We start from the raw sequence: 25,196 nt of genomic DNA on the forward strand, positions 1-25,196 counted from the left end.
GGCTATCATGAAAGAATTAAAAGTAACAAACTTGCATAAAACTTTTGGGGATAAAACATTGTTTGATCACATTTCTTTTTTAATTCACGAAAAAGATCGTATTGGTTTGATCGGTGTTAACGGTACTGGCAAATCGAGTTTGCTTGCCATTTTAGCTGGTTTAGATAGTGGCGATGGAGATATTTCAGCGATTGAGAAGGCTAGTGATTATCGCATTGGCTTTTTGACTCAAGCACAAGAATTTCCACCTGATGAATCAGTTTTGGAAGTTGTTTTTGCAGGGAATAATCCCTTAATGCAAACAGTTCGTCAATATGAAAAAGCCTTAATAAATTTAAATTCCGACGGTAGTAATCAACAGTTTCAGGAAGAATTTTCTAATGCTGAAGAAGCAATGAATAAACAAGATGCTTGGACAGCCGATAGTGAAGCGAAAGCGATCTTAAATAAGTTGGGAATTGATACCTTACATAAAAAAATAAGTGAATTATCTGGTGGACAGAAAAAAAGAGTGGGTTTGGCACAAGTATTAATTGATGCACCTGATTTACTTTTGTTAGATGAACCAACTAACCATCTAGATTATCAAGCGATTACTTGGTTAGAAAATTATTTGAAAAACTATCAAGGTGCCCTTCTAATGGTGACTCATGATCGTTACTTTTTAGATCGTGTAACCAATCGTATCTTTGAATTGTCATTTGGAAAACTCTATGAGTATCAAGGGAATTATGAATATTATGTAGCTGAAAAGGCAGAGCGAGATCGGATTGCTGGGGAACAAGAAGGCAAGCGAAAACAATTATTTAAACAAGAATTGGCTTGGATGCGTGCTGGTGCAAAGGCTCGAACAACCAAACAACAAGCACGGATTAATCGTTTTGAAGATTTAAAAGAAAATTTGAATCAAGTGCAAACTGATGGGAAAATTGAAGTAAATATTGCTACAAATCGTCTCGGGAAAAAAGTTTTAAAACTTGAAGATGCGAATTATGCGATCAATGGTAAAATTTTGTTAGAGCATTTTAATTTATTAATTCAGGCCAATGAACGTTTGGGTATCACCGGAAAAAATGGTGCTGGAAAATCAACGCTATTAAATATTTTAGCTGGTCGACTTGAATTAGATAGTGGTATTTATGAGATTGGTGAAACTGTTCATTTGGCTTATTACACTCAGGAAAATGAAGTAATTGATCCTAACAAACGGATGATTGCTTATTTACAAGAAGTTGCCGAAGAAGTTAAGCAAAATGATGGGAACCAAATTAGTGTGGCTGAATTATTGGAAAGATTTCTATTTCCAAGATCAATGCATGGCACATTGGTTGGCAAACTTTCAGGTGGCGAAAAACGACGTTTGTATTTGTTGAAATTATTAATTCAACAACCTAATGTCTTGTTATTAGATGAACCGACAAACGACTTAGATATTGCGACTTTGACAGTTTTAGAAGATTATTTGCAAGATTTTTCGGGTGCCGTTATTACTGTGTCTCACGATCGTTATTTCTTAGATAAAGTGACTGACAAACTCTTAATTTTCGAAGGTGAAGGCAAGATTATAAGTACTTTAGCGAGCATTATGGATTATTTAAAAGAGACAGAGGAGTCGACAAAAGTCATAAAAGCTGTTAAAAATGAGACAAAAGAAAAATCAAAAAAGAAGAAATTGTCATATAATGAACAAAAAGAGTGGGCAACCATTGAAGATCGTATTGCCAAGTTAGAAGAAAAAATCGAACAATTAACCGAAGATATGAACCATCAAGGAGAAGATTTTTCTAAATTACAGTCATTACAAAAAGAAATTGATCAAACTGAAATAGATTTAGAGGAACAAATGAATCGTTGGGAATATTTATCTGAAATAGTGGAGGAAAGCTAAATGGAACAAGCATATCTAGATTTAGGTCGTAAATTATTAGAAGAAGGTCATCAGAAAGGTGATCGTACTGGAACAGGTACCAAAAGTATTTTTGGTTATCAAATGCGTTTTGACTTAAGTGAAGGGTTCCCATTATTAACGACCAAACGGGTACCATTTGGTTTGATCAAAAGTGAATTGTTATGGTTTTTAAAAGGAGACACCAATATTCGTTATTTATTACAGCATAATAATCATATTTGGGACGAATGGGCTTTCGAGCGTTATGTTTCTTCAGAAGATTATACAGGACCTGATATGACGGATTTTGGTCGCCGTGCTTTATTGGATGAAGCTTTTAATGAAAGCTATCAAAAAGAATTAAAAGAATTTTGTCAAAAAATATTAGATGATGAAAAATTTGCTGAAAAATATGGAGAATTGGGTAATATTTATGGTTCACAATGGCGTCATTGGCAAACAAAAGATGGTGGTTTTATTGATCAAATCAGTAATGTAATTGAGATGATTAAAACGACACCTGATTCTCGCCGTTTAATTGTATCAGCATGGAATCCTGAAGATGTACCAACAATGGCGTTGCCTCCTTGCCACACGATGTTTCAGTTTTATGTGAATGATGGCAAATTAAGCTGTCAATTATATCAACGAAGTGCTGATGTATTCTTAGGTGTTCCGTTTAATATCGCGAGTTACGCATTATTGACCCATTTAATCGCCCACGAAACAAACCTTGAAGTTGGCGATTTTGTTCATACTTTAGGGGACGCGCATCTTTATTCAAATCACGAAGAACAAATGAAAGAACAATTATCTAGAAAACCGCAAGCTTTTCCTAAATTAATTTTGAATCAAGAAAAAGAATCTGTCTTCGATTTTGAGATGGACGATATAAAAGTTGAAGGATATACACCGGCAGCTGCGATTAAAGCACCGGTGGCGGTATAAACTATGTTAGTTGCAATCTGGGCACAAGATCAGAACGGCTTAATTGGTAAAAAAGGAAAACTACCTTGGCGTCTGCCAGCAGATTTGAAGTTTTTCAAGGAAACAACAGAAAATCAGACAATTGTCATGGGGAGAAAAACCTTTGTCGGGATGAATAGTCGTCCGTTACCTAATCGCAAAACAATTATTTTAACTCGCGATACAGCCTACCATGCTGAGGGTGTTGAAGTTATGCATTCAATAGAAGATATTATGACATTCGCTGAAGCAATGGAAGACGATGTTTTTATTTGTGGAGGCTCAACTATTTATCAGGCACTGTTACCTCATTGCCAAAAAATATTACGAACACTTATCTATGAAAACTTTACAGGCGATGCTTTTTTTCCAGCACTTGATTGGGATAATTTTATGCTTTTAGAAAGAAGAGTTGGGACTAAAGATGAAAAAAATCCTTATGACTACCAGTTTGAAAGCTACCTGCGAAAATAAAAATCGATGATAAAAACTGCTTTAAATAGTTTTTATAATATGCTAGTCTAAAAATGGTCCATTTTATTTTTTAATCAAAAATTTGATTGAGCAAATATAAGACTAGCGTACATATTTAAGGCTAATATTTTTAGTAGTTTTAACTGGTATGAAGCTGGCAATTTTAATTGCCAGCTTTTTTTAATAAATCTATTTTTATTAAAAAGAGTTTAAAAGGGGGAGAAAAAGTGCATAAAGAAATAGATCACATTGAAAAAAAACGGTTTAAAATGTACAAAGCTGGAAAAAAATGGCTGATTGCGCCAATTATTTTCTTTGGGTTACTGGGATTGAGCATTGCTTCTACCAGTCAAGAAGTTGCAGCTGCTGAAACCGAAGCTGTTACAAATTTTTCCGCTGACAGTATTGCAGAAATAGTTGATTTAACCAATCAAGCTATGTCTCCACTTTCTGATACCGAAGCAATTGTCGTAGAATCTCAATCAACTGAATCACTCGAATTCAATCACGAGTCCAAAGAAGATGAATCAACTCAAGCAGTTTCATCAGAAGAAACACTTGATCCAACGGTAGCTGAATCGAATTCAGAACAACCTGATTTAGAAAATACGCCTTTAAATAGTAATACGAATGAAGTAAGTAATGAACAATCGGTTGAAAAAGTACCTAATAATACGAATACATCTACTCAATCAGCTGCTAAAGAAGCGACCAACACAAATGACCAACCGATTGAAGATTTAAACAAAGTAACTACGGTAGACACGATGGATGAAATAAGTGAACCCGACCCAAAAGTATTGGGGGGAACTGTCGATAATGCGCAACCAGCTGAGCAAATTCCAGTTTATCGGGTATACAATCCTCATTCAGGTGAGCATTTTTATACAAAAGATACGAATGAACGAGACTATTTAGTAAGTATTGGCTGGCAAGATGAAGGTATCGGTTCTTATAGTGTTACCGAAGGGAATGAATTGTACCGCGTCTATAATCCTAACTCTGGTGAACATCACTATACTTTATCGCGAGGAGAAATTGATGCATTAATTATAGCTGGTTGGCAGGATGAGGGAATTGCTTGGCTGACAGCAACTGATGGATTATCAGTTTATCGGTTGTTCAATCCAAATGCTCGCAATGCTGGGTCACATCACTATACGGTAGATCTCAATGAAAGAAATCAATTACTAAAATTAGGTTGGAAAAATGAAGGAATCGCATATTATTCTGCTGGAAATAGAGCTAGAATCGATAAAGTTCTTGATTGGTTTTATCAACGACAAGACAATGTAACTTATTCGATGCAAAATCGAAAAGGTCCAAGTTCATATGATTGTTCTAGTGCGGTTTTTTATGCTTTAATTGAGAGCCATTACTTACCGTCAGATCATCGAATTGGTAATACGGAAGACTTATTTGCATTAATAGATATTTTGTTTGTTCCAATAACAAGAGATCAAGTAAAAAAAGGTAGCCTATTTATTTCCGGCGTACAAGGAAGTTCTGGTGGAGCAAGCGGTCATACAGGATTTGCCACAGGCAACGGAACGATTATTCATTGCAATTATGATGATAATGGTATTACAGAAACAGAAATCGATGGACGTACCGGTAGTCCTGTTTTTTGGTTTGACTTAAAAGATATTTATAGCGATTAGTGATTGCATAAAAAGTATTTGAGAATTTTTAATTTTTCAAATAAAATGGAAAATGGGTCGATAATTCAAGCCCATTTTTTTGAAAGTGTTTCAAGTTTTTATAAGAAGACTTCGCGACCAATGATTTATTTTTGCGTGTCTGTTATACTGGTAAATGTGTAAATGTTCTATGAGAAAGAAGGATAGAGATGTCTAAAGTAAAAATAGTTACCGATTCGTCTTGTACCATTGAAAAAAGTGTGCGGGATGATTTAAATATTACAATGATTCCATTATCAGTGATGATTGATGATGTGGTTTATCCCGATGATGATAATTTAAGTGGCGAAAAATTTATGGATATGATGGCAGGGGCAAAGAGTTTACCTAAAACTAGTCAGCCACCAATTGGTTATTTTGCTGAACTTTATGATGAATTGGGTAAAGATGGTAGCCAAATTATTTCTATTCATATGGTTCATACTTTAAGTGGGACTGTTGAAGCAGCTCGCCAAGCAACTTTTTTAACTAGTAGTGATGTCACTGTAATTGATAGTGGTTTCATTGATCAAGGATTATCTTTTCAAGTTATTCGAGCAGCTGAAATGGCAAACAATGGTGCATCAGTTGAAGAAATATTAGCAGCTATTGGTAAAATTAAGGAAAATAGCTATTTGTTTATTGGTATTTCTTCGCTAGATAATTTGGTAAAAGGTGGCCGGGTTTCTCGAGCCAAAGGTGTTATTTCAAACGTATTAAACATGCGAGTGATTATGGAATTAGAAAATGGGTTACTCACGCCCATCGTTAAAGGCCGAGGGAAAAAAACTTTCACCAAGTGGTTTGAAAATTTCAAAGATGAATTAAGTAAATTTACCATTAGAAAAATCGGTATCTCACATACCGGCAAAACAGAATTCATTGAAGAAGCCAAACAAGCATTACAAGAAATGTTTCCTGATATGGAAATTCCAGTTCTGCATACAAATCCAATTGTAGCGACACATGCTGGTAAAGAAGCTTTTGCCATCATGTATTATACTGAATAAAAATTTTGGAGCTGAGTCAAAGTCCTAGCGACTTTTGCTCAGCTTTATTTGTAAAATTATCAATGAAAAGAGGCATCTTCTCTAAATGAAAAGCGTGAATATAAAAAAATTTCTACCAGTTATTGTTCCAATTATTACAGCATTGATAGTTTTGCTTAGTTTAAATCTGCTCTTACCTAAGGCCCAGCCAAAGTTAAAATTTTCTGCGGATAATACAAAGCAAAATTATAAAGAAACGATCCATTTTGTTGCTGTTGGAGATTCTTTGACTGAAGGTGTAGGTGATGAAACCGGTGATGGTGGTTATGTGCCAATAGTAGCTAATGAATTAAAGGAACACTATGATTTGTCTACTGTCCAAAATGAAAATTTTGGAGTTGCGGGTGAACGCAGTGATCAAATTTTAAAACGAATCAAAAAGGATGATGATTTGCAAACAAGTCTTGCTAGTGCTGATTTGATAAGTATTACTGTTGGGGGTAATGATTTAATGCAAAGCTTCCAAAAAAAGATTAACGCAAAAAAATCCAGTGCTTTTAACGGAGCAATAAAAAAATACGACAACAATATTCAAGATATTATGGATGAGATTAGAGAGCTAAATAAAGAAGCACCTATCTACATAGTTGGTATTTATAATCCGTATTATCTAAATTTTTCAAATATAAAAATTATGCAAGAAGTTGTTGATAATTGGAATGAATCAACAAAAGAAATCATTGCAGATAATCAGAATACTTTCTTTATTCCAGTAAATGATTTACTTTATAAAGGTTATAAAACCGCAAATTCTGATAGTGAGGATAATTCAGTCAAAAATAATCTCTTGTCTGACGATGATAGTTTCCATCCTAATAATACTGGTTATCACATCATGGCTGAGGCGATTAGTCAGGAAATGGTCAAGAGTCATAATTTGTGGTTGTTGAAGGAGAATGAATAAATGAAGAAACCAAAAAATATATGGAAATGGGCTTTTTTGATATTAATAGGTCTGATCTTAGGCAGTGGTATTTTTTTAGGTACTAGAATCTTTTCTCAACGAGAAACCAATCTACCACCAGCTAGTGAAGTGACCGTCACAAAAGGTACGTCAGTAGTAACCATGAACACGAATAAGAAAAAATTGAACACTTTAATGTCTTATTTTTTAAATAATTTTCAAAAAGATTCCGATGTTAAATATCAGTTTTATTTAGAAGATGAGGCTTTATTAACTGGAGAGTTTCCGATTTTAGGGACAAAAGTAGAGTTCAGTCTTTATTTTGAACCGTATGTGATGACGAATGGCAATGTCCAATTAAAAGCAACTGATTTATCCATCGGAACTTTGAATTTTCCAGTGCAGCAAGTTATGTCCTTGGTTGAAAAAAGTTATGATTTTCCTGAATGGGTGGAAGTCAATCCTAGTGAGCAAACAATGACGATCAAATTAAATCAATTTAAACTGCAAAACGATATGTACGTGAAAGCAGATCATATTGATTTAGTTGGCGACGATATTCAATTTAGTTTATACTTACCGTCAGATGAAGGAGATGGTGAGTAATGGAAAAAGCAATCTTTGCTGGCGGCTGTTTTTGGTGTATGGTTCAGCCATTTGATAGTTTAGCGGGCATTGAATCAGTTGTTTCAGGCTATACTGGTGGAACAACTGAAAACCCAACTTATCAGCAAGTTAAAAAAGGAGATACGGGACACACTGAGGCAGTTGAAATTACTTTTGACCCGACAATTTTTAGTTATCGAAAATTGTTAGAAGTGTACTGGCAACAAACGGACCCAACCGATGCTTTTGGCCAGTTTGAAGATCGCGGGGACAATTATCGACCAGTGATTTTTTATCAAAGTGAAGAACAAAGACGTGCAGCGGAAAAAAGTCGCCAAGCCTTGGCAGACAGTGGCCGTTTTAATGAGCCAATTGTCACAACGATTGAACCGGCACAAATTTTTTATGCTGCTGAAATGGAACATCAAGACTATTATCAAAAAGAGCCAGAGAATTTTTCAAAGAATCATGCCATTCGAGAAGATTTCCTAGATCAAAATTGGAGGTAAATTTTGCGTAGAAGTTTCTATCATTATATATTGACGCAACGCGGTCACAATGTAGGTGATCCAGTTGAGGATTTTGCAGCCAATGTGGCAAAAGATAATAACTTTCCTAAGCAGTCACAAGACTATCATGAATTAAGTAGTTATCTAGAATTGAGTGTTAACTATCTCTCATCGATGGATTTATTTGATCAAGTTTGGGACAATTATCAAGAAAATAATCAGTAAAATTATGGGAAAAGCCAAACAGCGCTTTTCCTTTTTTTTTTTACATGCTATCATGAAAAAAAGGGATGAAAGGAGTTTTTTTTTGCATAAAAGAACGATTCCACTACCGATTTTTTTAGTTGGACTTTTTTTTACTGTGGTTGTTACTGCAGTTGTTGTTCATTTTATTGAAACTAGAGCGAGTGTACAGAATCAATCGGTTGTTCGAGTGACCCGTAGTGATTTAGATGAAGTTCAGGATTTATATGATTTAATAAGTACGAATTATGTGGAAGAAGTTAGCAAAAAAGCTTTGGTAGAAGGGGGTCTAAGCGGCATGACCGCCGTTTTAGATGATGAATATTCAGAATTTTTAACTGCTGAAGAAACCAAAAAAATTGATGAGTCTGTTTCAAGCAATTTTGGTGGTATAGGGACAAGTATAAATTTAAAGGATCGTTTGCCAGTTATCGAAGGTGTTCCAATTAAAAATTCTCCTGCGGAAAAAGCGTCTTTAAAAGCTGGAGATATTATTTTAGCTGTCGATGGTCAGTCCACTGAAAATCAGACGATTGATGAGACAGCAAATAAAATTCGGGGAAAAAAAGATACAGAAGTGAGTTTGTTGATTCGTCGTGGAGAAGAAGAATTTAGCGTTGATTTAAAAAGAGAGGTTGTTCCCAATGAAACGGTCATGGGAGAAATTAATTCAGATAATCCGACTATTGGTTATGTTGAATTAACTAATTTCCGAGAGACAACTGCGTTAGAATTTCGCAATACGATTGAAGATTTAAGAACTCAAGGAGCTACTTCTTTTGTTGTTGATATCCGTCAAAACTCCGGGAATTTACTTTCTGAAGCAGAACGAGTAGCCAGCTACTTTTTATCGGATGGTGATACAATCGCACAATTTTCAGCCCGTGGTGAGGTGGTATCAACCGAAAAAGCTGGTAGTAAAATAGATAGCGGATTTAAGGTAATTGAACCGACTGTATTTCTAGTAGATCAGGAAACAGCGTTTGGTTCAGAAGTATTGGCTGCGGCAGTTAAGCATAAAGGTTTTTCTTTAGTTGGAGTGAATACTTTTGGCAAAGGAACCATCCAAAATGTCTTACCAATTGGTGAAAATAATTATTTACAATTAACAGTCATGAACTGGCTGACACCAGATGGTTCTTCGATTGATCAGACGGGAGTAAAGCCAACGATTCAAGCAGATTATCCTGACTATGCCAAATTGCCACCAATTTCTACCAGCTCAAACTGGCGAGTTGGTGATAATGGTGAAGTAATTAAGAATATTAATGTAATGCTAGCTGCCTTAGGCTACGAGACAAGTGGTGATTCTTTTAATGAACAAACATTAGATGCAGTCAAGGATATTCAAATCAATAATAATATGGAAGCAACTGGTGTAGTGGATGAGCCGACAGCTAAGAATATTCAAGAAAGCATTTTTCAATTAGTAAAAGAAAATGATACAGCATATCAAAGTGCGGTAGATATGTTAAAAATCAATAAAATCTCCTAACATAAAATTAGAAGGAAAGATTAGATGAAAAGATTTAAAAAAGAATATTTATGGTTAGGTCTAAAATATTTGATAATTGCTTTATTTTTTGGCGTAATTATTCGGGGTTTCATTTTAATTCCTGTACCGGTGACTGGTAATTCCATGTCACCGACTTTGAAACAGTCCGATATGGTAATCATGGAGAAATTTACATCAGTGAAACGTTTTGATGTCGTTGTTTTCGAACAAGCAGATCAAACTACTTATATTAAGCGCGTGATTGGATTGCCAGGAGACCAGATTACCTATCAAGATGATATATTGTATGTGAATAACCAAGCTGTTTCCGAGCCGTATTTACAAAAGAAAAATGCAAGCAAGCAAATGCCTTATACGACAAATTTCACGCTACGAGAATTAATTGGTGAGGATCGCTTACCTGAAGATCAGTATTTTGTTTTAGGAGACAATCGCCGAATCTCTAAAGACAGTCGTTCTTTTGGAACCGTCAAGGCGGATGAAATTATTGGAAAAGCAAGGTTTGTTTATTACCCTTTTAGTGATATGAAAATTATTTCTTAAGCTCTGAGATTAAATGTCTCAGAGTTTTTTTGTGAAAAAAATAGGGGAAATCCCTATATTTTTTCAATAAAAATACGTTTACAATATTTGTGAAATACTTAATTATATGGAGGGATAAAATGCCAGAAATTGATTTATCGCGAACTCTATTTGATATAGTCAAAGACTTTCCAGAAGTTCAAACCATAATGGCCGCTAATGGATTTAAAGAAATTGCCAAACCAGGCATGCTTCAAACAGCTGGCCGCTATATGACAATACCTAAAGGAGCAAAAATGAAAAAAATTCCTTTAGCAGAAATAGTTACAAAATTTGAAGAAGCTGGTTTTATTGTGAAAGGAGTAGATTAAATGGATCAAACTAAAGCACAAAGACAAGAGAAAATTGTTGAAATATTATCTTTGTTACACCAAGGAGGCTCTTTTGAAGAAGCCAAGGAGATGTTTAATCAAGAATTTGATGGTATCGATGTGACAGAAATTACTGCAGCTGAAAAAGCTTTAATTCAAAGTGGACTAGCGCCGACTGAAATTCAAAAATTATGTAATATTCATGCGGCAGTTTTTAAAGGTTCCATTAATGAGATTCATCGTTCTGATTACGAGCATGAACAACCAGGACATCCAGTTGCTGTCTTAAAGCTAGAAAATCAAGTGTTGCAATCGTTATTGACTGATGAAGTGGATGATTTGTTACAGAAAATAAAAACTGGCGATTGGTCTCAAAAAGAGCGCTTGCTATCGGCCTTGACTGATTTAAAACAAATTGATAAACATTATGCCCGCAAAGAAACGATCATTTTTTCTTATATGGAAAAATACGGTATCACAGCGCCACCTAAAGTAATGTGGGGCGTAGACGATAACATTCGGGAAATGCTAAAAGAATTAATTACTTATCTTGATTCGTCTAAAGCAGCCTTTAATCCGCTCTTTGAAAAGTGGACAGCTTTAAAAACAGAAATTGAAGAAATGATTTTTAAAGAAGAAGAGATTATGGTACCGATGACTTTAGATGTCTTTAGTTTAGCTGATTGGGAAAAAATTGCAGCTGATAGTTTTGATATTGGCTATGCGTTTATTCCCGAACCTTTACCATGGAAAGCTAGTGAAAAAGCGAAGGCTAGTGAAATCGAAAGAGAGCCGGCTAGGCAAATCGCAATTGCTCAAGCAAAAGAGACCACAGATGGTATTGCTGCAGGATTAGAATTAACTAAAAATATGGAAGAATCGATAACCTCTAACTCAGAAATAATTGGTCTTCCGACAGGTTCATTACAGCTAAAAGAAATGGTTGCGATATTTCAAGTATTGCCGGTAGACTTAACCTTTGTTGATAAAAATGACATCGTACGTTTTTACTCTGAAGGAAAATCTCGTGTATTTCCACGGACAAATTCTGTTTTAGGCCGAGAAGTAATTAACTGCCATCCGCCAAAAAGTATGCATGTTGTGCAACAAATTTTAGATGATTTTCGAGCAGGTGTGAGAGAAACAGCTGATTTTTGGATCGATATGAAAGGGATGAAGGTTTATATTCGCTACTTTGCTTTAAAAGATCAAGAAGGTGAATACTTAGGTTGTTTAGAAGTGACTCAAGATATTACTAAAATTCAAAAGATTGAAGGCCAAAATCGTTTATTAGATGAATAAGTTTGTTTAATAATGACGTTTTGCAGACGTTCTATGCGAGCGGCTTATTACAATAAAAAATTTTTTTATGCTATATTGAATTTATAGACAAGAAAGGATGATTCAAATGGCAAAAAAAATCTCACTATCAACAGTTGTTAATGAAGGCGGTCGTGAAGGCGAAAGTAAATCAGTGACAGGATATTTAGATGTTAAAACGACTGGTGCAAAAAAAGAGGGGTATACAAATCCTGAAGAACTATTTGCAGCAGGAATTGCTGCTTGTTTTAATGGCGCGATGGTTTTCCCATTAGAACGTGATGGTAAAGGGGATCTACATCGTTCTGTCCGAGCTGAAGTTGGTTTACTTGGTGATTTGCCTGATTTTAATACTTTACATTTAGAAGTGACTTTAATTGGAAAAATCGATGGCTTGTCTAAAGAAGAAACTTTAAAATATATGGAAGAAACAGAAGGTATCTGCCCATATTCTAAAGCAATCAAAGGTAATGTAAAGATTACTTTAGATGCTGAATAATAAATGAACAATCACAAGTTGAGTAATCGGCTTGTGATTTTTTTGCATAAATTTGTAATGATCACTCCTGTAATCTTTTTGAATTTGCTATACTAAAATAAATTAGTAAAGAGAGAAGGGATAAGAATGATTGATCATTTAAGTTTAGGTGTATCTGATTTATCAAAAAGCAAAGAGTTTTATTCAAAAGCTTTGGCACCTTTAGGCTATCAGGTAAAAATCGAAATGGACCACGGAATTTGCTATGGTGCCAGTGATGGTGGGGATCTATGGATTTTAAAAAGCGAGCCAACTAAAATTCATGTAGCTTTTGGCACAACCAAACAGGAAATTGTTGATGCATTTTATCAAGCAGCAATTAATGCTGGTGGAAGAGACAATGGGGCACCGGGTCTTCGTCCTAATTACCATGAAAACTATTATGCAGCCTTTGTAATTGACCCTGACGGTTATAATATTGAAGCCGTCTGCCATCAAGAATATTAGGAGGAAAACAATGATAATTATTAATGTTTTGTTGAAAGTTAAACCAGAAAAACGAGAAGAATTTTTAGTATTTGTAGAGGATTTAGTGAGTAAATCTAGACAAGATGAAGGGGCTCTTTTCTATGATTGTTTAGAGAGCTTGGATACGAAAAATCAGTTTATGATTATAGAAAATTGGCGGGATCAAGCAGCTGTTGACTTGCATAATGAAACAGCCCATTTGAAAAAATTTATTGTTGAAATCGATCAGTATTTAGCTGCTGATAAAGAACTGAAAAAGATAGCTTATCCTGAATAATAAAAAAGTAGAGAACTATTGGCAAAATAGTTCTCTATTAACTATAGTTGCAAAGCTTGTCGTCTTTCAAAACGTTGATATAATAAACGTGAGAGAAAAACAAAAATAATCGGACCAATAATCAAGCTGAAACCATCAACATAATTGCCTAATTTAAAAGGTTGATAAATTTGAAAACCAATTGCTAGCAATATACAAAGACAGACACTGATCGACAATAAATAATTGTTTTTTTTATTTTGAATTAAACGCTCATGATCACTGACAATATTTTTTTGAATAAAGAATGGAAAACTGATGGCAACTACAAAATATGGGATAGAACGAGCGACATTTGTCATATAGGTTAATTGATTGTAGAGATTACCTAAAAATTGATTATTTAAAGATAGTGTAAGAATCACTAAAGCTACCAACACGGCTTGTAACCATAAAGCATTAACCGGCATCTGATTACTATTTAATGAAACAAACTTTTTCGGCCAAATTTCTTTTGGTGTTCCTTGAATTAAACTTTTTAACGGCCCAAAAGTAATTGAAGATAACAAACTTAAATAAGCAACAAACAAGGTGAACGCCGTATAACGAATAAAAATTTGATAAAGTAGTGCTGTTTGACTGTTAGAAAAATTAAAACTAACAGCTAAGTTTTTAGCAGTTGTACCCATTAAACCGTACATAAGATTACCCAGATGCATCTGATTTGTTTGTCTTAAAGCCTCCAAGTTATTCGCACCACTCCATAGAATAATACCTATGAAGTATAATAAAGTAATAATTACTGCAGCAATAATGACTGCTCGAGGAAACCGGCTTTTGCTTTTTTTTGTGCGGTCAGCTAAACTAGCAACAGTATCTAAGCCACCAAAAGCAGTAATTGAAAAAATAAAAAATGGTAGTTGTGAAAAAAACTGGTTATTTGTGCCAGTAAAAAAACTATCCGCATGAATACTACCGATGATATTTGGGAAAAACTCAGCAGGATGACGGCTAATAATCAGTAAATTACTAATTAATGATAAGATTAGTAAGCCGACCATGGCAAAGCTTGAAATTTTCAAAAAAGAAACTATCACTTGAAAGCCACGAGTATTTAAAGCTGTTAATAAGAAAACTGACAGAATCGATAAAAGAGCTACCCAGATTTGGCTAGAAATGCCAAACCAACTGGCTGCACTAGAAATATCTTTACCAAATAGTAAAATAGAAAATGGAATCATGATTCGCATGAACAAACTAACCATCCAAGTAAAATAGCTGCAATACCATAAGGCAGCGGTAATAAAAGCCAACTTTGGTGACAAAGATTCTTTTAACCAGTCAAAAATAGTTCCTGATCGATCAGCGTATTTTTTAGTATACTGTGCGACAATTAAAGCATAAGGAATGAAGTAACAAGCACCGCTAATTAAAAACCAGGGGAGAGACTTACTGCCCATCATGAAAAAAGCGGTAGTCATACTGGAAAAAGAAAAAACAGTGGTTGTAATAATTAGGATTAAGGTAGGTAAGGAAAGATCCTTCTTCATAATTTTTAGCCTCCAAGATTAATAAGCGAAACCTGATTCTTATATTAGTGATATTTGTAACAAAGTACAAGTGAACGAGAAAAAAATAGGGAATTGGAGTAGTTTTGATGATAGAAATCAATAGCTGGTTAGAAATGCAAAGAAAGAAAATAGGTTGTGATTTTTTAGGCGTCGCAGAAAATGTTGCAGAAAAAAATCAAACAACTGAAATTCGTTGGCTACATGTCGCTGGAAATCAGGGAACAGCCTATCAAAAAATTCGTTTACGAGTCGGTCGAGGGATTGCTGGCATTGTTTGGAAAACAGGCAGAATGCATGAAGAACATCATATTTTAAGCCAAACAGATAAATTAGCGGAGTATCCAATTGCTCGTACTGAAAAACTTCAATCCTCATTAGCTGCCCCCATTATTGATAATCGAGAAGTTTATGGGGTGGTCTTAATGGGGTATCGCCAAGAAAAATATTTTTCAGAAAACGATAAAGAATCGCTGATTCAGATTTGTGAAGCTTTGAAAGGCAAATTAGAGGAGTGAAATATTATGGAAGTAACCACTAATTTATTTCGTGAAATCAAACAGGCTTTGTGGTTGCTGGATGATCGTTCTACCGTTTTAGCTCGAACGAAAAAAGCGGAACAGCTACAAGAAAAATTTCAAATAAATTTGACAAAAATTATTGAAATCAGTCAGGGTAAGGGTTGTGCACTACATAGTACCAAAGAAGAATGCTTAAATTGTCCATTGGAAGGTGAAATTTCAGCAAACGGCTTCCCTTTTGTTTTATTGGATCATCAGCAACAACCAAAAGAATTTTGGGGGAGCTTACAAAAGGACCAAGGGAAAACAATGCTTCAAATCGAAGTTCAAAAAAGTCCATTACTCCAACCAAGTGATTCGATGTTTAACTATTTAAATAATGCCCGTGAAAACGAGCGGAAAAAAATAGCGCAAGATCTCCACGATGGTATTGCTCAAAGTATTTATAGCCTAATGTTGGAAACACGTAATTTAAAATGGATCGATCCTTCTTTACGAAGTGAAAAATTAAAAGAAATTGATCATCATTTTAGTGATGTGTTAAAAGAAGTCAAAGATCTGGCTGGAGAATTACGTCCAATGACGATTGATGAATTTGGCTTGGTGCCGGCAATCGAACAATTTGTTGAGCGAACAGTTGAAATGACAGGTTTTGAAATTGCATTATCTGTTACAGGAAAACTTGAGGCTTTAAGTGAGAATAGCCGAATCTCAACCTATCGAATTATTCAAGAAGCAGTAGTTAATTCATTGAAATATTCTGGTGTGAACCAAGTGGAATTGACATTGAACTTTACCGATAATTTTCTGCACGTTCTCATCGAAGATCAAGGAGAAGGCTTTGATTTGAAACGGGCGGAAAATGGATTTGGATTGATTAACATGCAGGAAAGAGCACACGCTGTTGCGGGAGAACTGAATATAATTTCTGCACCACAACAAGGGACAAAAGTTATTTTAAAAGTGCCAATCAAGGAGGTTTTGGAATGAAAATCTTAATTGCTGATGACCATGCAATGATTAGAAATGCCTTGGCTTTTTTAATTAATGCGCAAAAAGATATGGACGTTGTTGCCGATGCGGCTGATGGCCACGAAGTCTTTATGAAGGTTGAAAATGAACCAGTAGATATTGTTTTGATGGATATTTCAATGCCACCGGGAGAGAATGGACTGTTGACAACAAAACGATTAAAAGAAGCTTTTCCAGAAGTAAAAGTGATCATGTTGACGATGCATGATGAGCGTTCTTATGTAAAAGAAGCATTGGGAGCAAATGCTGACGGTTTTGTATTAAAAGCTGCTGACGATGAAAAATTATTAGAAGCAATTCGCCGTGTTTATAATGGAGAAATATTTTATGATGGCTATACAAAAAAAGATCTATCTGAGTTTGCCGTAGAAAAGGAAGATCCTTTGTATGCTAGTTTATCAAAGCGAGAAAAAGAGATTTTACCTCTTATTGCGTTAGGATATAATAATAAACAAATTGCTGAAAAGTTATTTATTTCAGTCAAGACTGTTGAAGTTCATAAAGCAAATATTCGTAAAAAATTGCGATTGGAGAACTATGCTGGCTTGCTAAGGTATAGTTTGAAACACCATTTAGTTGATTTTTAGGAGGTATGAAGATGAAAGGAATCATTTTTGTTTTACATGGAAGACGCGAAAAATTGTCAAAGACTAATTTTTCAATCATCGAAGAAGTAGCAGCGCAATTAGAAAATCCTTCTGCAATTGGATTATTAGAAGGCGAAGAACAAATATTAGAAGATGCTATGGAAAAAATGCAAACAGAAAAAGTTGAAGAGATTATTTTTTTACCTGTATTATTGTTTGCAGCGACGCATGTTAATGAAGATTTGCCAACACGTGCAAAAAAATATTTGATGGATACCCCTTTTAGTATTTTACCAACTTTAGGAACTACTGAAGCGGTCTTGAATTTTGTAGTTGAAGAAATTTCACAGAAAAAAGAAGATTCAGCTGTTCTATTGATTGCTCATGGAACGCCTCATTATCAAGAACCTTATGTACAACTAAGTCGAATTGCAAATGAAGCTAGTTTAAGAAGTGGTAGAAATATTTATCCTGCTTCCTACATTGGTGAAGGAAACTATCAAGACTTTTTAATTAACCACCCAGAAGAATTTATAGTTTTACCATTGTTTCTGACTTCAGGCTTTTTATTAAATAAAATTAAGACAAAAACAACTGAAATTCATGGTGACGACGATATTTGGCTACCGACTTTAGAAAATCAGCCAGCGTTGAAAGCAGCTATTTGGGAGAGATTGAAGGACGCGCATGTATCCAGTACTAATTGATCTAGAAAAAATAAAAATTGTTGTCTTTGGTGGCGGAAAGATTGGCACCCGAAAAGTGCAAGGTTTGGTGGCTGAAGGAAGTTGTCCTGTGGTTATTGCACCAGAAATCACAAACCAACTGGAAATATTATTTTCAGAAGGGAAAATCAGTTGGCAAAAAAGAGTTTTTCAAAAAGGTGATACTACAGATTTTCAAATGGTTTTTATTTGTACTAACCAGAAAGAAGTTAATCAAGAAATCTTAGAGGAAACGTCAAGCACCCAATTGGTAAATGATACAAGTGATAAAAACAACAGCAACTTTTATAACCTAGCACTGTTAAAGCAAAAGGATTTTTCAGTAGCTATAACTACTCATGGTCAGTCTCCCACAAGAAGCAAAGCAATTAAAAACAAAATTAAGGATATACTTGAAAAGCTGCCAATTTAAATTGGCGGCTTTTTTTATTAAATAGGGGATTCCCCTATATTATCTAAAATCTATTTCATTTATTGTGAGTATATTAACAAAGTATAATTCTGAGGTGAAAATTATGAAAGAACGTTTAGTCGTTATTGGCAACGGCATGGCGGGTGTCAGAACGGTAGAAGAAATTATTGAGCGAGATCCCGATCGGTATGAGATTACCATCATTGGTAAAGAAGAATATCCTAATTATAATCGTATTATGTTGTCTAATGTTTTACAAAAGAAAATGACAGTTGATGAAATCATCACAAACCCTCTTAGTTGGTATGATGAAAATGATATCGCTCTGATCAATGATGATCCAGTTGTAGGGATTGATTCAGAAATTAAAAGTGTCGTTACAGAATCAGGTTTGGTTATTCCCTACCACAAATTAATTATTGCTACAGGTTCACACCCATTTATTTTACCAATACCTGGTGCTGATAAAGAAGGCGTAGTAGCTTTTAGAACAATTGATGATACGAAAGAAATGCTAGCAGCATCAGAAAAATATAAAAAAGCTGTTGTTATTGGTGGCGGATTACTAGGATTAGAAGCCGCTAAAGGATTACAAGAACAGGGAATGGAAGTTACCGTTGTTCATCTAGCAAAATGGTTGATGGAAACTCAGTTAGATGAAAAAGCAGGTAAATTATTGCAAGCTGAGTTAGAAGATCAAGGTTTGAACTTTTTGATTGAATACGCTACCCAAGAAATATTAGGTGACAATCATGTAACAGGACTAAAATTTTCTAATGGCGAAGAACTTGAAACGGATTTAGTTGTGATGTCAATCGGTATTCGTCCAGCTGTTGAATTAGCGAAAGAGGCTGGTTTAGAAGTCAACCGTGGGATTGTGGTAGATGATTTCATGCACACAAGTCAGAAAGATATTTATAGCGTTGGTGAATGTGCTGAACATAATGGTATTGCTTATGGATTGGTGGCACCTTTATATGAACAAGGCAAGGTTTTAGCCAATCTTTTAACGGATCAAGAAGAGATCAAACCTTATCAAGGTTCTAAAACTTTCACTTCTTTAAAAGTTTCTGGTGCTGATTTGTATTCGGCAGGGAATATTTTGAATACGGATGATTTAGACAGTATTGAAGCTTATGATAGTGCTTCTCGTAAATATAAAAAAATCTTTTTGAAAGATGGAAAAATTCAAGGAATCGTTTTATATGGTGATACAGATGAAGGTAGCCGCTACTACAATATGATGAAAAAAGGGCAACCGATTGAAGACTTGCAAACTATTGCTGTTTTACAGGCGATTGGTGAAAATCTTGGGGGCGCCGAAAGTGTTGTCGATTGGGATGACGATGAAACTGTCTGTGGCTGTAACGGCGTAGAAAAAGGTGCAATCTTACGTTCCATTCGTGAAAAGGGTCTGACAAGTGTAGCTGAGGTTGGTAAAGTTACAAAGGCAGGAACTTCATGTGGAAAATGTAAACCACAAATTCAAGCTTTATTGGAACATGAACTAGGCGACGCAGTGACTGCTGCAACCGGAATTTGTTCTTGTACTGATTTGAATCGCGATCAAATTGTAACTCAAATTTATGCCAAACACTTAACTTCAACTAAAGAAGTCTATGAAGCACTAGAATGGAAAAATCCAGAAGGTTGTCCAAAATGCCGTCCGGCCGTTAACTTCTATTTAAATGTTGCTTGGCCAGAAGAGCACCAAGACGAGAGTACTTCACGAGTAGTCAATGAAAGAATGCACGCTAATATTCAAAAAGACGGGACATTTTCAGTTGTTCCAAGAATGCGTGGGGGTCAAACTTCTCCACAGCAATTGATGAAATTAGCACAGGTTGCTGAAAGATACAATGTACCTTTAGTAAAAGTTACTGGTTCCCAAAGAATTGGTTTATACGGCGTGAAGAAAGAAGATCTGCCACAAATCTGGGAAGAATTAGATATGGTAGCTGCTCAAGCATACGGGAAAGTTTTCCGTTCAGTGAAAACTTGTGTTGGTCAAAGTTTCTGTCGCTTTGGTACCCAAGATACGATGGGGCTAGGTGTAAAATTAGAAGAAGAATTTGAATATATTGATACACCTCATAAATTTAAAGTGGGTGTTTCTGGTTGTCCAAGAAGTTGTGTAGAATCTGCTGTTAAAGATTTCGGCATTATTGGTGTAGAAAATGGTTTCCAAATTTATATTGGTGGGAATGGTGGAACCGAATTAGTAGCAGCACAATTGTTAACTACGGCAGAAACGGAAGAAGAAGTTGTTGATATTTGTGGTGCGATGATGCAGTATTATCGCGAAACTGGCATCTATGCTGAAAGAACAGCACCTTGGTTAGAAAGAATGGGCTTTGAAAACGTTCAGTCTGTTTTATTAGATCCAGAAAAACGCAAGGATTTGTGGAAAGACTTAAATCGTGCATCAGCTGCGAAAGGTCGTAAGGACACTTGGGGAGTAGTCCTTCGTAATCCTGATTTGAGAGAAAAAATGTATACTATTGATCGTCCAGAAGTTGTAAAGGTGGGAGAATAAGATGAGAGTATTAGCAACTAAAAAATCAAATTTAATCCCAAGGGTGGGACGTTCAGTCGAAATTAATAATCAAAAAATTGCAGTTTTCGAAACAACTGCTGGAAATATCTATGCTTTAGCAGACTTCTGTCCTTTAACCGAAGGGCCAATCTTAGAGGGTATGGTTTCAGGTGAATATGTTTATGAACCAATGCGAGATTTTAAAATTTCATTGATTGACGGTAAAATTCAAGAACCAGATGAAGGACAAGTAAAAACTTATCCAGTAGAAATTTTAGCGGATGATATTTACATTGAGGTGTAACAATGATTTCTTTTGTGGGTAGTGGACCAGGAGATTTGGAATTAATTACGGCCAAGGGTCAAAGAAGATTGCAAGAAGCAGACGTTGTTATCTATGATCGTCTAGTTAATCCATTATTATTATTTCATTGTTCAAAAACATGTCAATTTATTTATGTGGGTAAGACGCCTTACGTTGCCAGCATGAAACAAACAGAAATTAATCAACTTTTAACTATTTATGGGAATAAAAATCAACGGGTCGTACGTTTAAAAGGCGGCGATCCCGCGATTTTTGGTAGATTATTAGAAGAGTTAGCTGTTTGTAAAGAAAATCATATCTCTTTTGAAGTTATTCCGGGAATAACCGCTGCTAGTGGTACAGCTGTCTATAACGGCATGCCTTTGACTGAAAGAGGACAAGCGCAATCGGTCACCTTTATGACGGGGCGTATCCAAACAAGTGAAGAAAATCACTTTCCTGTCATGGGAAAAAATCAAACGATTTGTTTATACATGGGTGTAGAGGCATTAAAAAAATTTATTCCGCATTTAATCAATCAGGGCTTTTTACCTGACACAAAAATTTGTGCCATAAGTTGGGGGACATACGGCCGTCAACAAAAAGCAGTGGGTACATTACTAACAATTGAAGACTTAATTGAAAAGCAAAAAATAACTAATCCAGCAATGATTATTGTTGGCGAGGTGGTTTCTAATGAAGCTAGTTATAATTGGTTTCAACAGCTACCAAAATATGGTCAGCGTGTCTTATTAGTTAGTACAAGATCTCCTGAAATATCAGAATTAATTGCTTACACTGAAAAAGGTGCAGATGTTTGGTGGCAACAAGTAGGCGAAAAACGAGATCTTCGTTTTGATAGTATTTCTGAAAGATATTTGGCAGAACAATCGTACCATGAAGTTATTTTTGTAGATAAAAAAGCAAAAGAACTTTATCAAACTTGAAAGGAAGTGGCAACTTGTCATTATCGCCAAAAGAATTAGTCGATGAAGCAATTAAAAGAGGAACAGCAAAAGCAAATTATGGTTTTTTAACAACAGCAGTTTTAAGTATCATGGCAGGAGTTTTTATTGGTGTCGCTGGTGTTGCAATGATTCGAACAATGGGATCTATGCCAGCTGAATGGGATACTTTTGTTAATTTAATGGGTGCATTGATGTTTCCATTTGGTTTAATTTGTTTATTATTAGTTGGTGGTGAATTAGTCACCGGTAATATGCTTTCTGTCTCGATGGCATTGTATGCGAAAGCAATTACTTTGAAGCAGTGGGTCAGAAATATGTTTTTAGTGACAGTTTTCAATTTAGTAGGTGCAGTTGCGGTAGCCTTTTTCTTTGGTTATCTATCCAATACGTTGCAAGGCCCTTTTGTGGAAAGAACGATTGCTGTAGCGCAAGGTCGAATTGCTGACGCACCCTTGCAAGCTTTTTTATCAGGAATTGCTTGTAATATTTTGGTTTGTACAGGTGTGTATATGAATATGGCAGCAAAAGATTTTATTGGTAAAATTATGGGGACATTTTTGCCAATTGCTGGCTTCGTCATTGCTGGTTATCAGCACGTAGTGGCTAACATGTTTTTAATTGCTGCGGGAATATTTGCCGGTGGTGCAACGATGAATCAATATATTGTCAATCTAGTTGTTGTTTGGTTAGGGAACCTTGTTGGTGGAGGCGTGATTTTAGCGGGTATGTATTTCTTAGCCTTTAAAGTCGGCATGAAGGAACCAGCAAAAGAATTGGATAATGACGAATCTTCTTCTATAATAAGTGAGAGATTAAAATAAAAGAGGTATCCATGAAAAAATTAAGAGTAGGCACACGAAAAAGTCCTTTGGCTATGAGACAAACCCAAATTGTGATCGATTTACTAAAAGCAGTCGCACCTGAAATTGAATGTGAGGTTGTTGGTTTATCAACTAAAGGTGATCGTTTACAAAAAGCAGATCTCACAAAAATTGGTGGTAAAGGTGTCTTTGTTAAAGAAGTTGAATATCAACTTCAGCAGGGGTTAATCGATTTTGCTGTCCATAGTTTAAAAGATATGCCTGCAAAATTGCCATCGGATTTATTATTAGCGGCAACTCCTCAAAGAGCTCTTGCTTTAGATTGTTTGATTTTAAAAGAAGAGGTGGATTTGAATCGACCTTTAACTATTGGAACTAGCAGTATTAGACGTGCAAAACAATTAGCTAATCAATTTCCACAGATGCGCTTCGTACCTATTCGTGGAAAAATTGAAACTCGCCTGAAAAAAATGGTAACGGAAAACTTGGATGGCACAGTGTTGGCTTGCGCAGGTTTAGAACGAATGAATTATTTTGATATTCTTGATGAGTATCAAATATTAGCTCCAGAGATTTGTGTGCCTGCTGTTGGTCAGGGTATTTTAGGAATAGAATGTTGTAAAAATGATAATGAGTTATGTCAATTATTATCTAAAATCAATCACTTAGAAACCTATCAGGCGGCACTGGCTGAACGATATTTACTAGAACAAATGGATGGAAATTGTGATGTGCCGATTGGTGCTTATGCTAAAAAGCTTGCAGATGGAGAATGGTGTTTTTATGGCTTTTTAGCAGAAAACCGTGAATCTGATGGTGAAAAAGTTGTCTTAACAGGGAGTGATCCGTTATCACTAGCAAAAAAAGCCATGAAAAAACTATCTTATTGACACGTGGAAAAGGATTAAATCACCCAGATCGTATTTTTTTTGAAAATCTAGGTTATCAAACATTAGTCGCTCCATTAAGTGTGATAAAGATTCTTCCATTATCAGTTGAAGCAATCAATGAATTAGAGAAAAGTCAGTGGGTTTTTTTCACGAGTCAAGCTCCAGTGAAAACAATTTTATCTGTTGCGCCAAAAGATATAAAAATTGCAGCTATTGGGAAAAAAACTGCAAGCGAAGTTAAAAAATATGGTTATAATCCTGATTTTGTTAGTCCTATAGAAACAAAAAAAGCTATGTTAACAAGTTGGAAAAAATTATATCCTGAACGTACAAGTATTTTTTATCCCAAAAGCCAACTAGCAGACAAGTTTTTGGAAAACTTTTTAAAAACAGACAATGTTTATTCATATGTTGCATACGAGAATGATTTTACTCACGAGGATCAAAATTTTTTAAAAAAGTTACTAATGGAACATTCTATAAGTGCTGTTTATCTGACAAGCCCATCTGCATGGCAACGATTTTATTATGTAAATTCAGACTTCGAAGATTTAGAATTCATTGTGATTGGCGAAACAACTAAGGAAGCTATTTTGGCGGATTTTCCTAAAGCATGTATTAATTTAAAAAATGACTTTTAAAAGTTAGATGACCATTCTAACTTTTGAAAGTCATTTTTTTATATCATAAATTGAAGTTCGTTCTTTCAGTCATTATTTAACGCAAAAATATATTAAAATAATTAATTAATATTTGGATAAGTATTTTTTTGTAGTTTCATTGTTTTTTATTTGCAAAATTTTTTAAAAAAATATTCTAAATATTTTCCAAATAAATTTAAAATATTTAAATTGATTTAAATATAAAAAAATATGTGGAAACATCATTATTTTTAATATTAGTATATTTAAAAAGTGATTAATAAATTCTTGTATAGACTATATATTTGAGTGAAAATGATAATTAATCTAGTGATTTCTTTACTTAATTGTATCTTGGAATTTTTGATAAAAATGCTGCAGATGCTACTGAAACCATGAATAACCAAACAGTCTCCTACGATAAAGATACAAATCTAAATATGAATCAGCATAAACCATCAGGCGACTTTTTTACTGGTTGGACTACTAATTCAGATGGTTCAGGCGATACCTATGAAGATAAAGTTAGCATGAAAAATTTGGCAGAAGTAGATGAAAGTATCACGTTATATGCTCAATAGTTTTGTTTTTTATCATTTGATTTGAATCAGATGATTTAATGGGAAAATACTCATTTAAATTTTTTGAAATTACTAAAGAAGAGTTACTTCAATTAGTAACTTATCAAATGTAAATTAGACTTTAGGGTCTGACTTTATGTATTATTGTATGGTAAAGATAATACTTTATTTAGATATATTGTTTATGTTTGTAATGGGGGAAGTTACTATGAAATGAACCGAGCGAGGCGCATCATAATCAAAATGTATATTCTAATTATGATATTATATTATGATTTGAAAAAAATTAATAATGTGTGAA

The 25,196-nt window shown here is 34.8% G+C and carries 29 protein-coding genes; 28 read left to right on the forward strand and 1 reads right to left on the reverse strand.

The features are described from left to right. Nucleotides 1-7 precede the first annotated feature (7 nt). The 16 genes from KUA55_RS04950 (at nucleotide 8) to KUA55_RS05025 (ending at nucleotide 13,330) form a co-directional block, all read left to right on the forward strand. Complete coding sequence (locus KUA55_RS04950) at nucleotides 8-1,888, forward strand: ABC-F family ATP-binding cassette domain-containing protein (RefSeq protein ID WP_218325073.1); 1,881 nt, start codon at nucleotides 8-10, stop codon at nucleotides 1,886-1,888. After that, nucleotides 1,889-2,836, forward strand: coding sequence for a thymidylate synthase (locus KUA55_RS04955; protein WP_218325074.1), 948 nt, complete (start codon nucleotides 1,889-1,891; stop codon nucleotides 2,834-2,836). Nucleotides 2,837-2,839: 3 nt separating this feature from the next. Beyond that, nucleotides 2,840-3,328 carry a dihydrofolate reductase gene (locus KUA55_RS04960; protein ID WP_218325075.1) on the forward strand — a complete coding sequence of 163 codons (489 nt, stop codon included), beginning with the start codon at nucleotides 2,840-2,842 and terminating at the stop codon, nucleotides 3,326-3,328. A gap of 227 nt (nucleotides 3,329-3,555) precedes the next feature. Then, the gene (locus KUA55_RS04965) at nucleotides 3,556-4,989 is read left to right on the forward strand and encodes a peptidoglycan amidohydrolase family protein (protein ID WP_218325076.1); all 1,434 of its coding nucleotides are present in this window, start codon (nucleotides 3,556-3,558) and stop codon (nucleotides 4,987-4,989) included. A 188-nt stretch (nucleotides 4,990-5,177) separates the two neighbouring features. Further along, the gene (locus KUA55_RS04970) at nucleotides 5,178-6,017 is read left to right on the forward strand and encodes a DegV family protein (RefSeq protein WP_218325077.1); all 840 of its coding nucleotides are present in this window, start codon (nucleotides 5,178-5,180) and stop codon (nucleotides 6,015-6,017) included. Between the two features lie 85 nt (nucleotides 6,018-6,102). Further along, nucleotides 6,103-6,960: an SGNH/GDSL hydrolase family protein gene (locus KUA55_RS04975; RefSeq protein ID WP_218325078.1), complete on the forward strand. Its 858-nt coding sequence runs from the start codon at nucleotides 6,103-6,105 to the stop codon at nucleotides 6,958-6,960. After that, a complete protein-coding gene (locus KUA55_RS04980) occupies nucleotides 6,961-7,566 on the forward strand; it encodes a YpmS family protein (RefSeq protein WP_218325079.1) in 606 nt (201 codons plus the stop codon). Next, nucleotides 7,566-8,075, forward strand: a complete 510-nt coding sequence (gene msrA / locus KUA55_RS04985; protein WP_218325080.1) for a peptide-methionine (S)-S-oxide reductase MsrA — start codon at nucleotides 7,566-7,568, stop codon at nucleotides 8,073-8,075. Before KUA55_RS04980 ends, msrA begins: the two co-directional genes overlap by 1 nt. Nucleotides 8,076-8,078: 3 nt before the next feature. Beyond that, a complete protein-coding gene (locus KUA55_RS04990; RefSeq protein WP_218325081.1) occupies nucleotides 8,079-8,300 on the forward strand; it encodes a YozE family protein in 222 nt (73 codons plus the stop codon). Nucleotides 8,301-8,382: 82 nt separating this feature from the next. Continuing rightward, entirely contained in the window at nucleotides 8,383-9,813 is a 1,431-nt protein-coding gene (locus KUA55_RS04995) for a S41 family peptidase (RefSeq protein ID WP_218325082.1), read from the forward strand. Between the two features lie 24 nt (nucleotides 9,814-9,837). Then, nucleotides 9,838-10,377 (forward strand): signal peptidase I, encoded by a 540-nt coding sequence (gene lepB / locus KUA55_RS05000; RefSeq protein ID WP_218325083.1) that lies wholly within the window; start codon nucleotides 9,838-9,840, stop codon nucleotides 10,375-10,377. Nucleotides 10,378-10,496: 119 nt separating this feature from the next. Beyond that, nucleotides 10,497-10,727 (forward strand): DUF1858 domain-containing protein, encoded by a 231-nt coding sequence (locus tag KUA55_RS05005; RefSeq protein ID WP_218325084.1) that lies wholly within the window; start codon nucleotides 10,497-10,499, stop codon nucleotides 10,725-10,727. Beyond that, entirely contained in the window at nucleotides 10,728-12,029 is a 1,302-nt protein-coding gene (locus tag KUA55_RS05010) for a DUF438 domain-containing protein (protein WP_218325085.1), read from the forward strand. Between the two features lie 106 nt (nucleotides 12,030-12,135). Then, nucleotides 12,136-12,546, forward strand: coding sequence for an Ohr family peroxiredoxin (locus KUA55_RS05015; protein ID WP_218325086.1), 411 nt, complete (start codon nucleotides 12,136-12,138; stop codon nucleotides 12,544-12,546). Nucleotides 12,547-12,672: 126 nt separating this feature from the next. Then, nucleotides 12,673-13,032: a VOC family protein gene (locus KUA55_RS05020; protein WP_218325087.1), complete on the forward strand. Its 360-nt coding sequence runs from the start codon at nucleotides 12,673-12,675 to the stop codon at nucleotides 13,030-13,032. Nucleotides 13,033-13,042: 10 nt separating this feature from the next. Further along, nucleotides 13,043-13,330 (forward strand): putative quinol monooxygenase, encoded by a 288-nt coding sequence (locus tag KUA55_RS05025; RefSeq protein ID WP_218325088.1) that lies wholly within the window; start codon nucleotides 13,043-13,045, stop codon nucleotides 13,328-13,330. A gap of 41 nt (nucleotides 13,331-13,371) precedes the next feature. Here KUA55_RS05025 and KUA55_RS05030 read toward each other — a convergent pair whose 3' ends face one another. Then, nucleotides 13,372-14,859 carry an amino acid permease gene (locus KUA55_RS05030; protein ID WP_218325089.1) on the reverse strand — a complete coding sequence of 496 codons (1,488 nt, stop codon included), beginning with the start codon at nucleotides 14,857-14,859 and terminating at the stop codon, nucleotides 13,372-13,374. 107 nt (nucleotides 14,860-14,966) lie between these two features. On the opposite strand from KUA55_RS05030, the gene KUA55_RS05035 reads away from it, so the two are divergent. From KUA55_RS05035 to KUA55_RS05090, 12 genes are all read left to right on the forward strand, one after another. After that, the gene (locus KUA55_RS05035; RefSeq protein WP_218325090.1) at nucleotides 14,967-15,395 is read left to right on the forward strand and encodes a GAF domain-containing protein; all 429 of its coding nucleotides are present in this window, start codon (nucleotides 14,967-14,969) and stop codon (nucleotides 15,393-15,395) included. A 6-nt stretch (nucleotides 15,396-15,401) separates the two neighbouring features. Continuing rightward, a complete protein-coding gene (locus tag KUA55_RS05040; RefSeq protein ID WP_246601401.1) occupies nucleotides 15,402-16,388 on the forward strand; it encodes a sensor histidine kinase in 987 nt (328 codons plus the stop codon). Continuing rightward, nucleotides 16,385-17,017: a response regulator transcription factor gene (locus KUA55_RS05045; RefSeq protein WP_218325091.1), complete on the forward strand. Its 633-nt coding sequence runs from the start codon at nucleotides 16,385-16,387 to the stop codon at nucleotides 17,015-17,017. The genes KUA55_RS05040 and KUA55_RS05045 overlap by 4 nt, the downstream gene beginning before the upstream one ends. Before the next feature lie 11 nt (nucleotides 17,018-17,028). Then, a complete protein-coding gene (locus tag KUA55_RS05050) occupies nucleotides 17,029-17,724 on the forward strand; it encodes a sirohydrochlorin chelatase (protein ID WP_218325092.1) in 696 nt (231 codons plus the stop codon). Next, nucleotides 17,705-18,154, forward strand: a complete 450-nt coding sequence (locus KUA55_RS05055) for a precorrin-2 dehydrogenase/sirohydrochlorin ferrochelatase family protein (RefSeq protein WP_218325093.1) — start codon at nucleotides 17,705-17,707, stop codon at nucleotides 18,152-18,154. The genes KUA55_RS05050 and KUA55_RS05055 overlap by 20 nt, the downstream gene beginning before the upstream one ends. A gap of 103 nt (nucleotides 18,155-18,257) precedes the next feature. Further along, a complete protein-coding gene (gene nirB, locus KUA55_RS05060; RefSeq protein ID WP_218325094.1) occupies nucleotides 18,258-20,690 on the forward strand; it encodes a nitrite reductase large subunit NirB in 2,433 nt (810 codons plus the stop codon). Nucleotide 20,691: 1 nt separating this feature from the next. Next, complete coding sequence (locus tag KUA55_RS05065) at nucleotides 20,692-20,994, forward strand: nitrite reductase (NAD(P)H) small subunit (RefSeq protein ID WP_218325095.1); 303 nt, start codon at nucleotides 20,692-20,694, stop codon at nucleotides 20,992-20,994. A 2-nt stretch (nucleotides 20,995-20,996) separates the two neighbouring features. After that, a complete protein-coding gene (gene cobA, locus KUA55_RS05070) occupies nucleotides 20,997-21,941 on the forward strand; it encodes a uroporphyrinogen-III C-methyltransferase (protein WP_218325096.1) in 945 nt (314 codons plus the stop codon). Between the two features lie 14 nt (nucleotides 21,942-21,955). Beyond that, a complete protein-coding gene (locus tag KUA55_RS05075; protein WP_218325097.1) occupies nucleotides 21,956-22,783 on the forward strand; it encodes a formate/nitrite transporter family protein in 828 nt (275 codons plus the stop codon). Between the two features lie 11 nt (nucleotides 22,784-22,794). Continuing rightward, the gene (gene hemC / locus KUA55_RS05080) at nucleotides 22,795-23,673 is read left to right on the forward strand and encodes a hydroxymethylbilane synthase (RefSeq protein ID WP_218325098.1); all 879 of its coding nucleotides are present in this window, start codon (nucleotides 22,795-22,797) and stop codon (nucleotides 23,671-23,673) included. Then, nucleotides 23,670-24,314 carry a uroporphyrinogen-III synthase gene (locus KUA55_RS05085; protein ID WP_218325099.1) on the forward strand — a complete coding sequence of 215 codons (645 nt, stop codon included), beginning with the start codon at nucleotides 23,670-23,672 and terminating at the stop codon, nucleotides 24,312-24,314. Before hemC ends, KUA55_RS05085 begins: the two co-directional genes overlap by 4 nt. Before the next feature lie 347 nt (nucleotides 24,315-24,661). Then, complete coding sequence (locus KUA55_RS05090; RefSeq protein ID WP_218325100.1) at nucleotides 24,662-24,895, forward strand: InlB B-repeat-containing protein; 234 nt, start codon at nucleotides 24,662-24,664, stop codon at nucleotides 24,893-24,895. Nucleotides 24,896-25,196 lie beyond the last annotated feature (301 nt).

Source organism: Enterococcus alishanensis (genome assembly GCF_019218635.1).
In the GTDB taxonomy this organism is placed as follows: Bacteria; Bacillota; Bacilli; order Lactobacillales; family Enterococcaceae; genus Enterococcus_A; species Enterococcus_A alishanensis.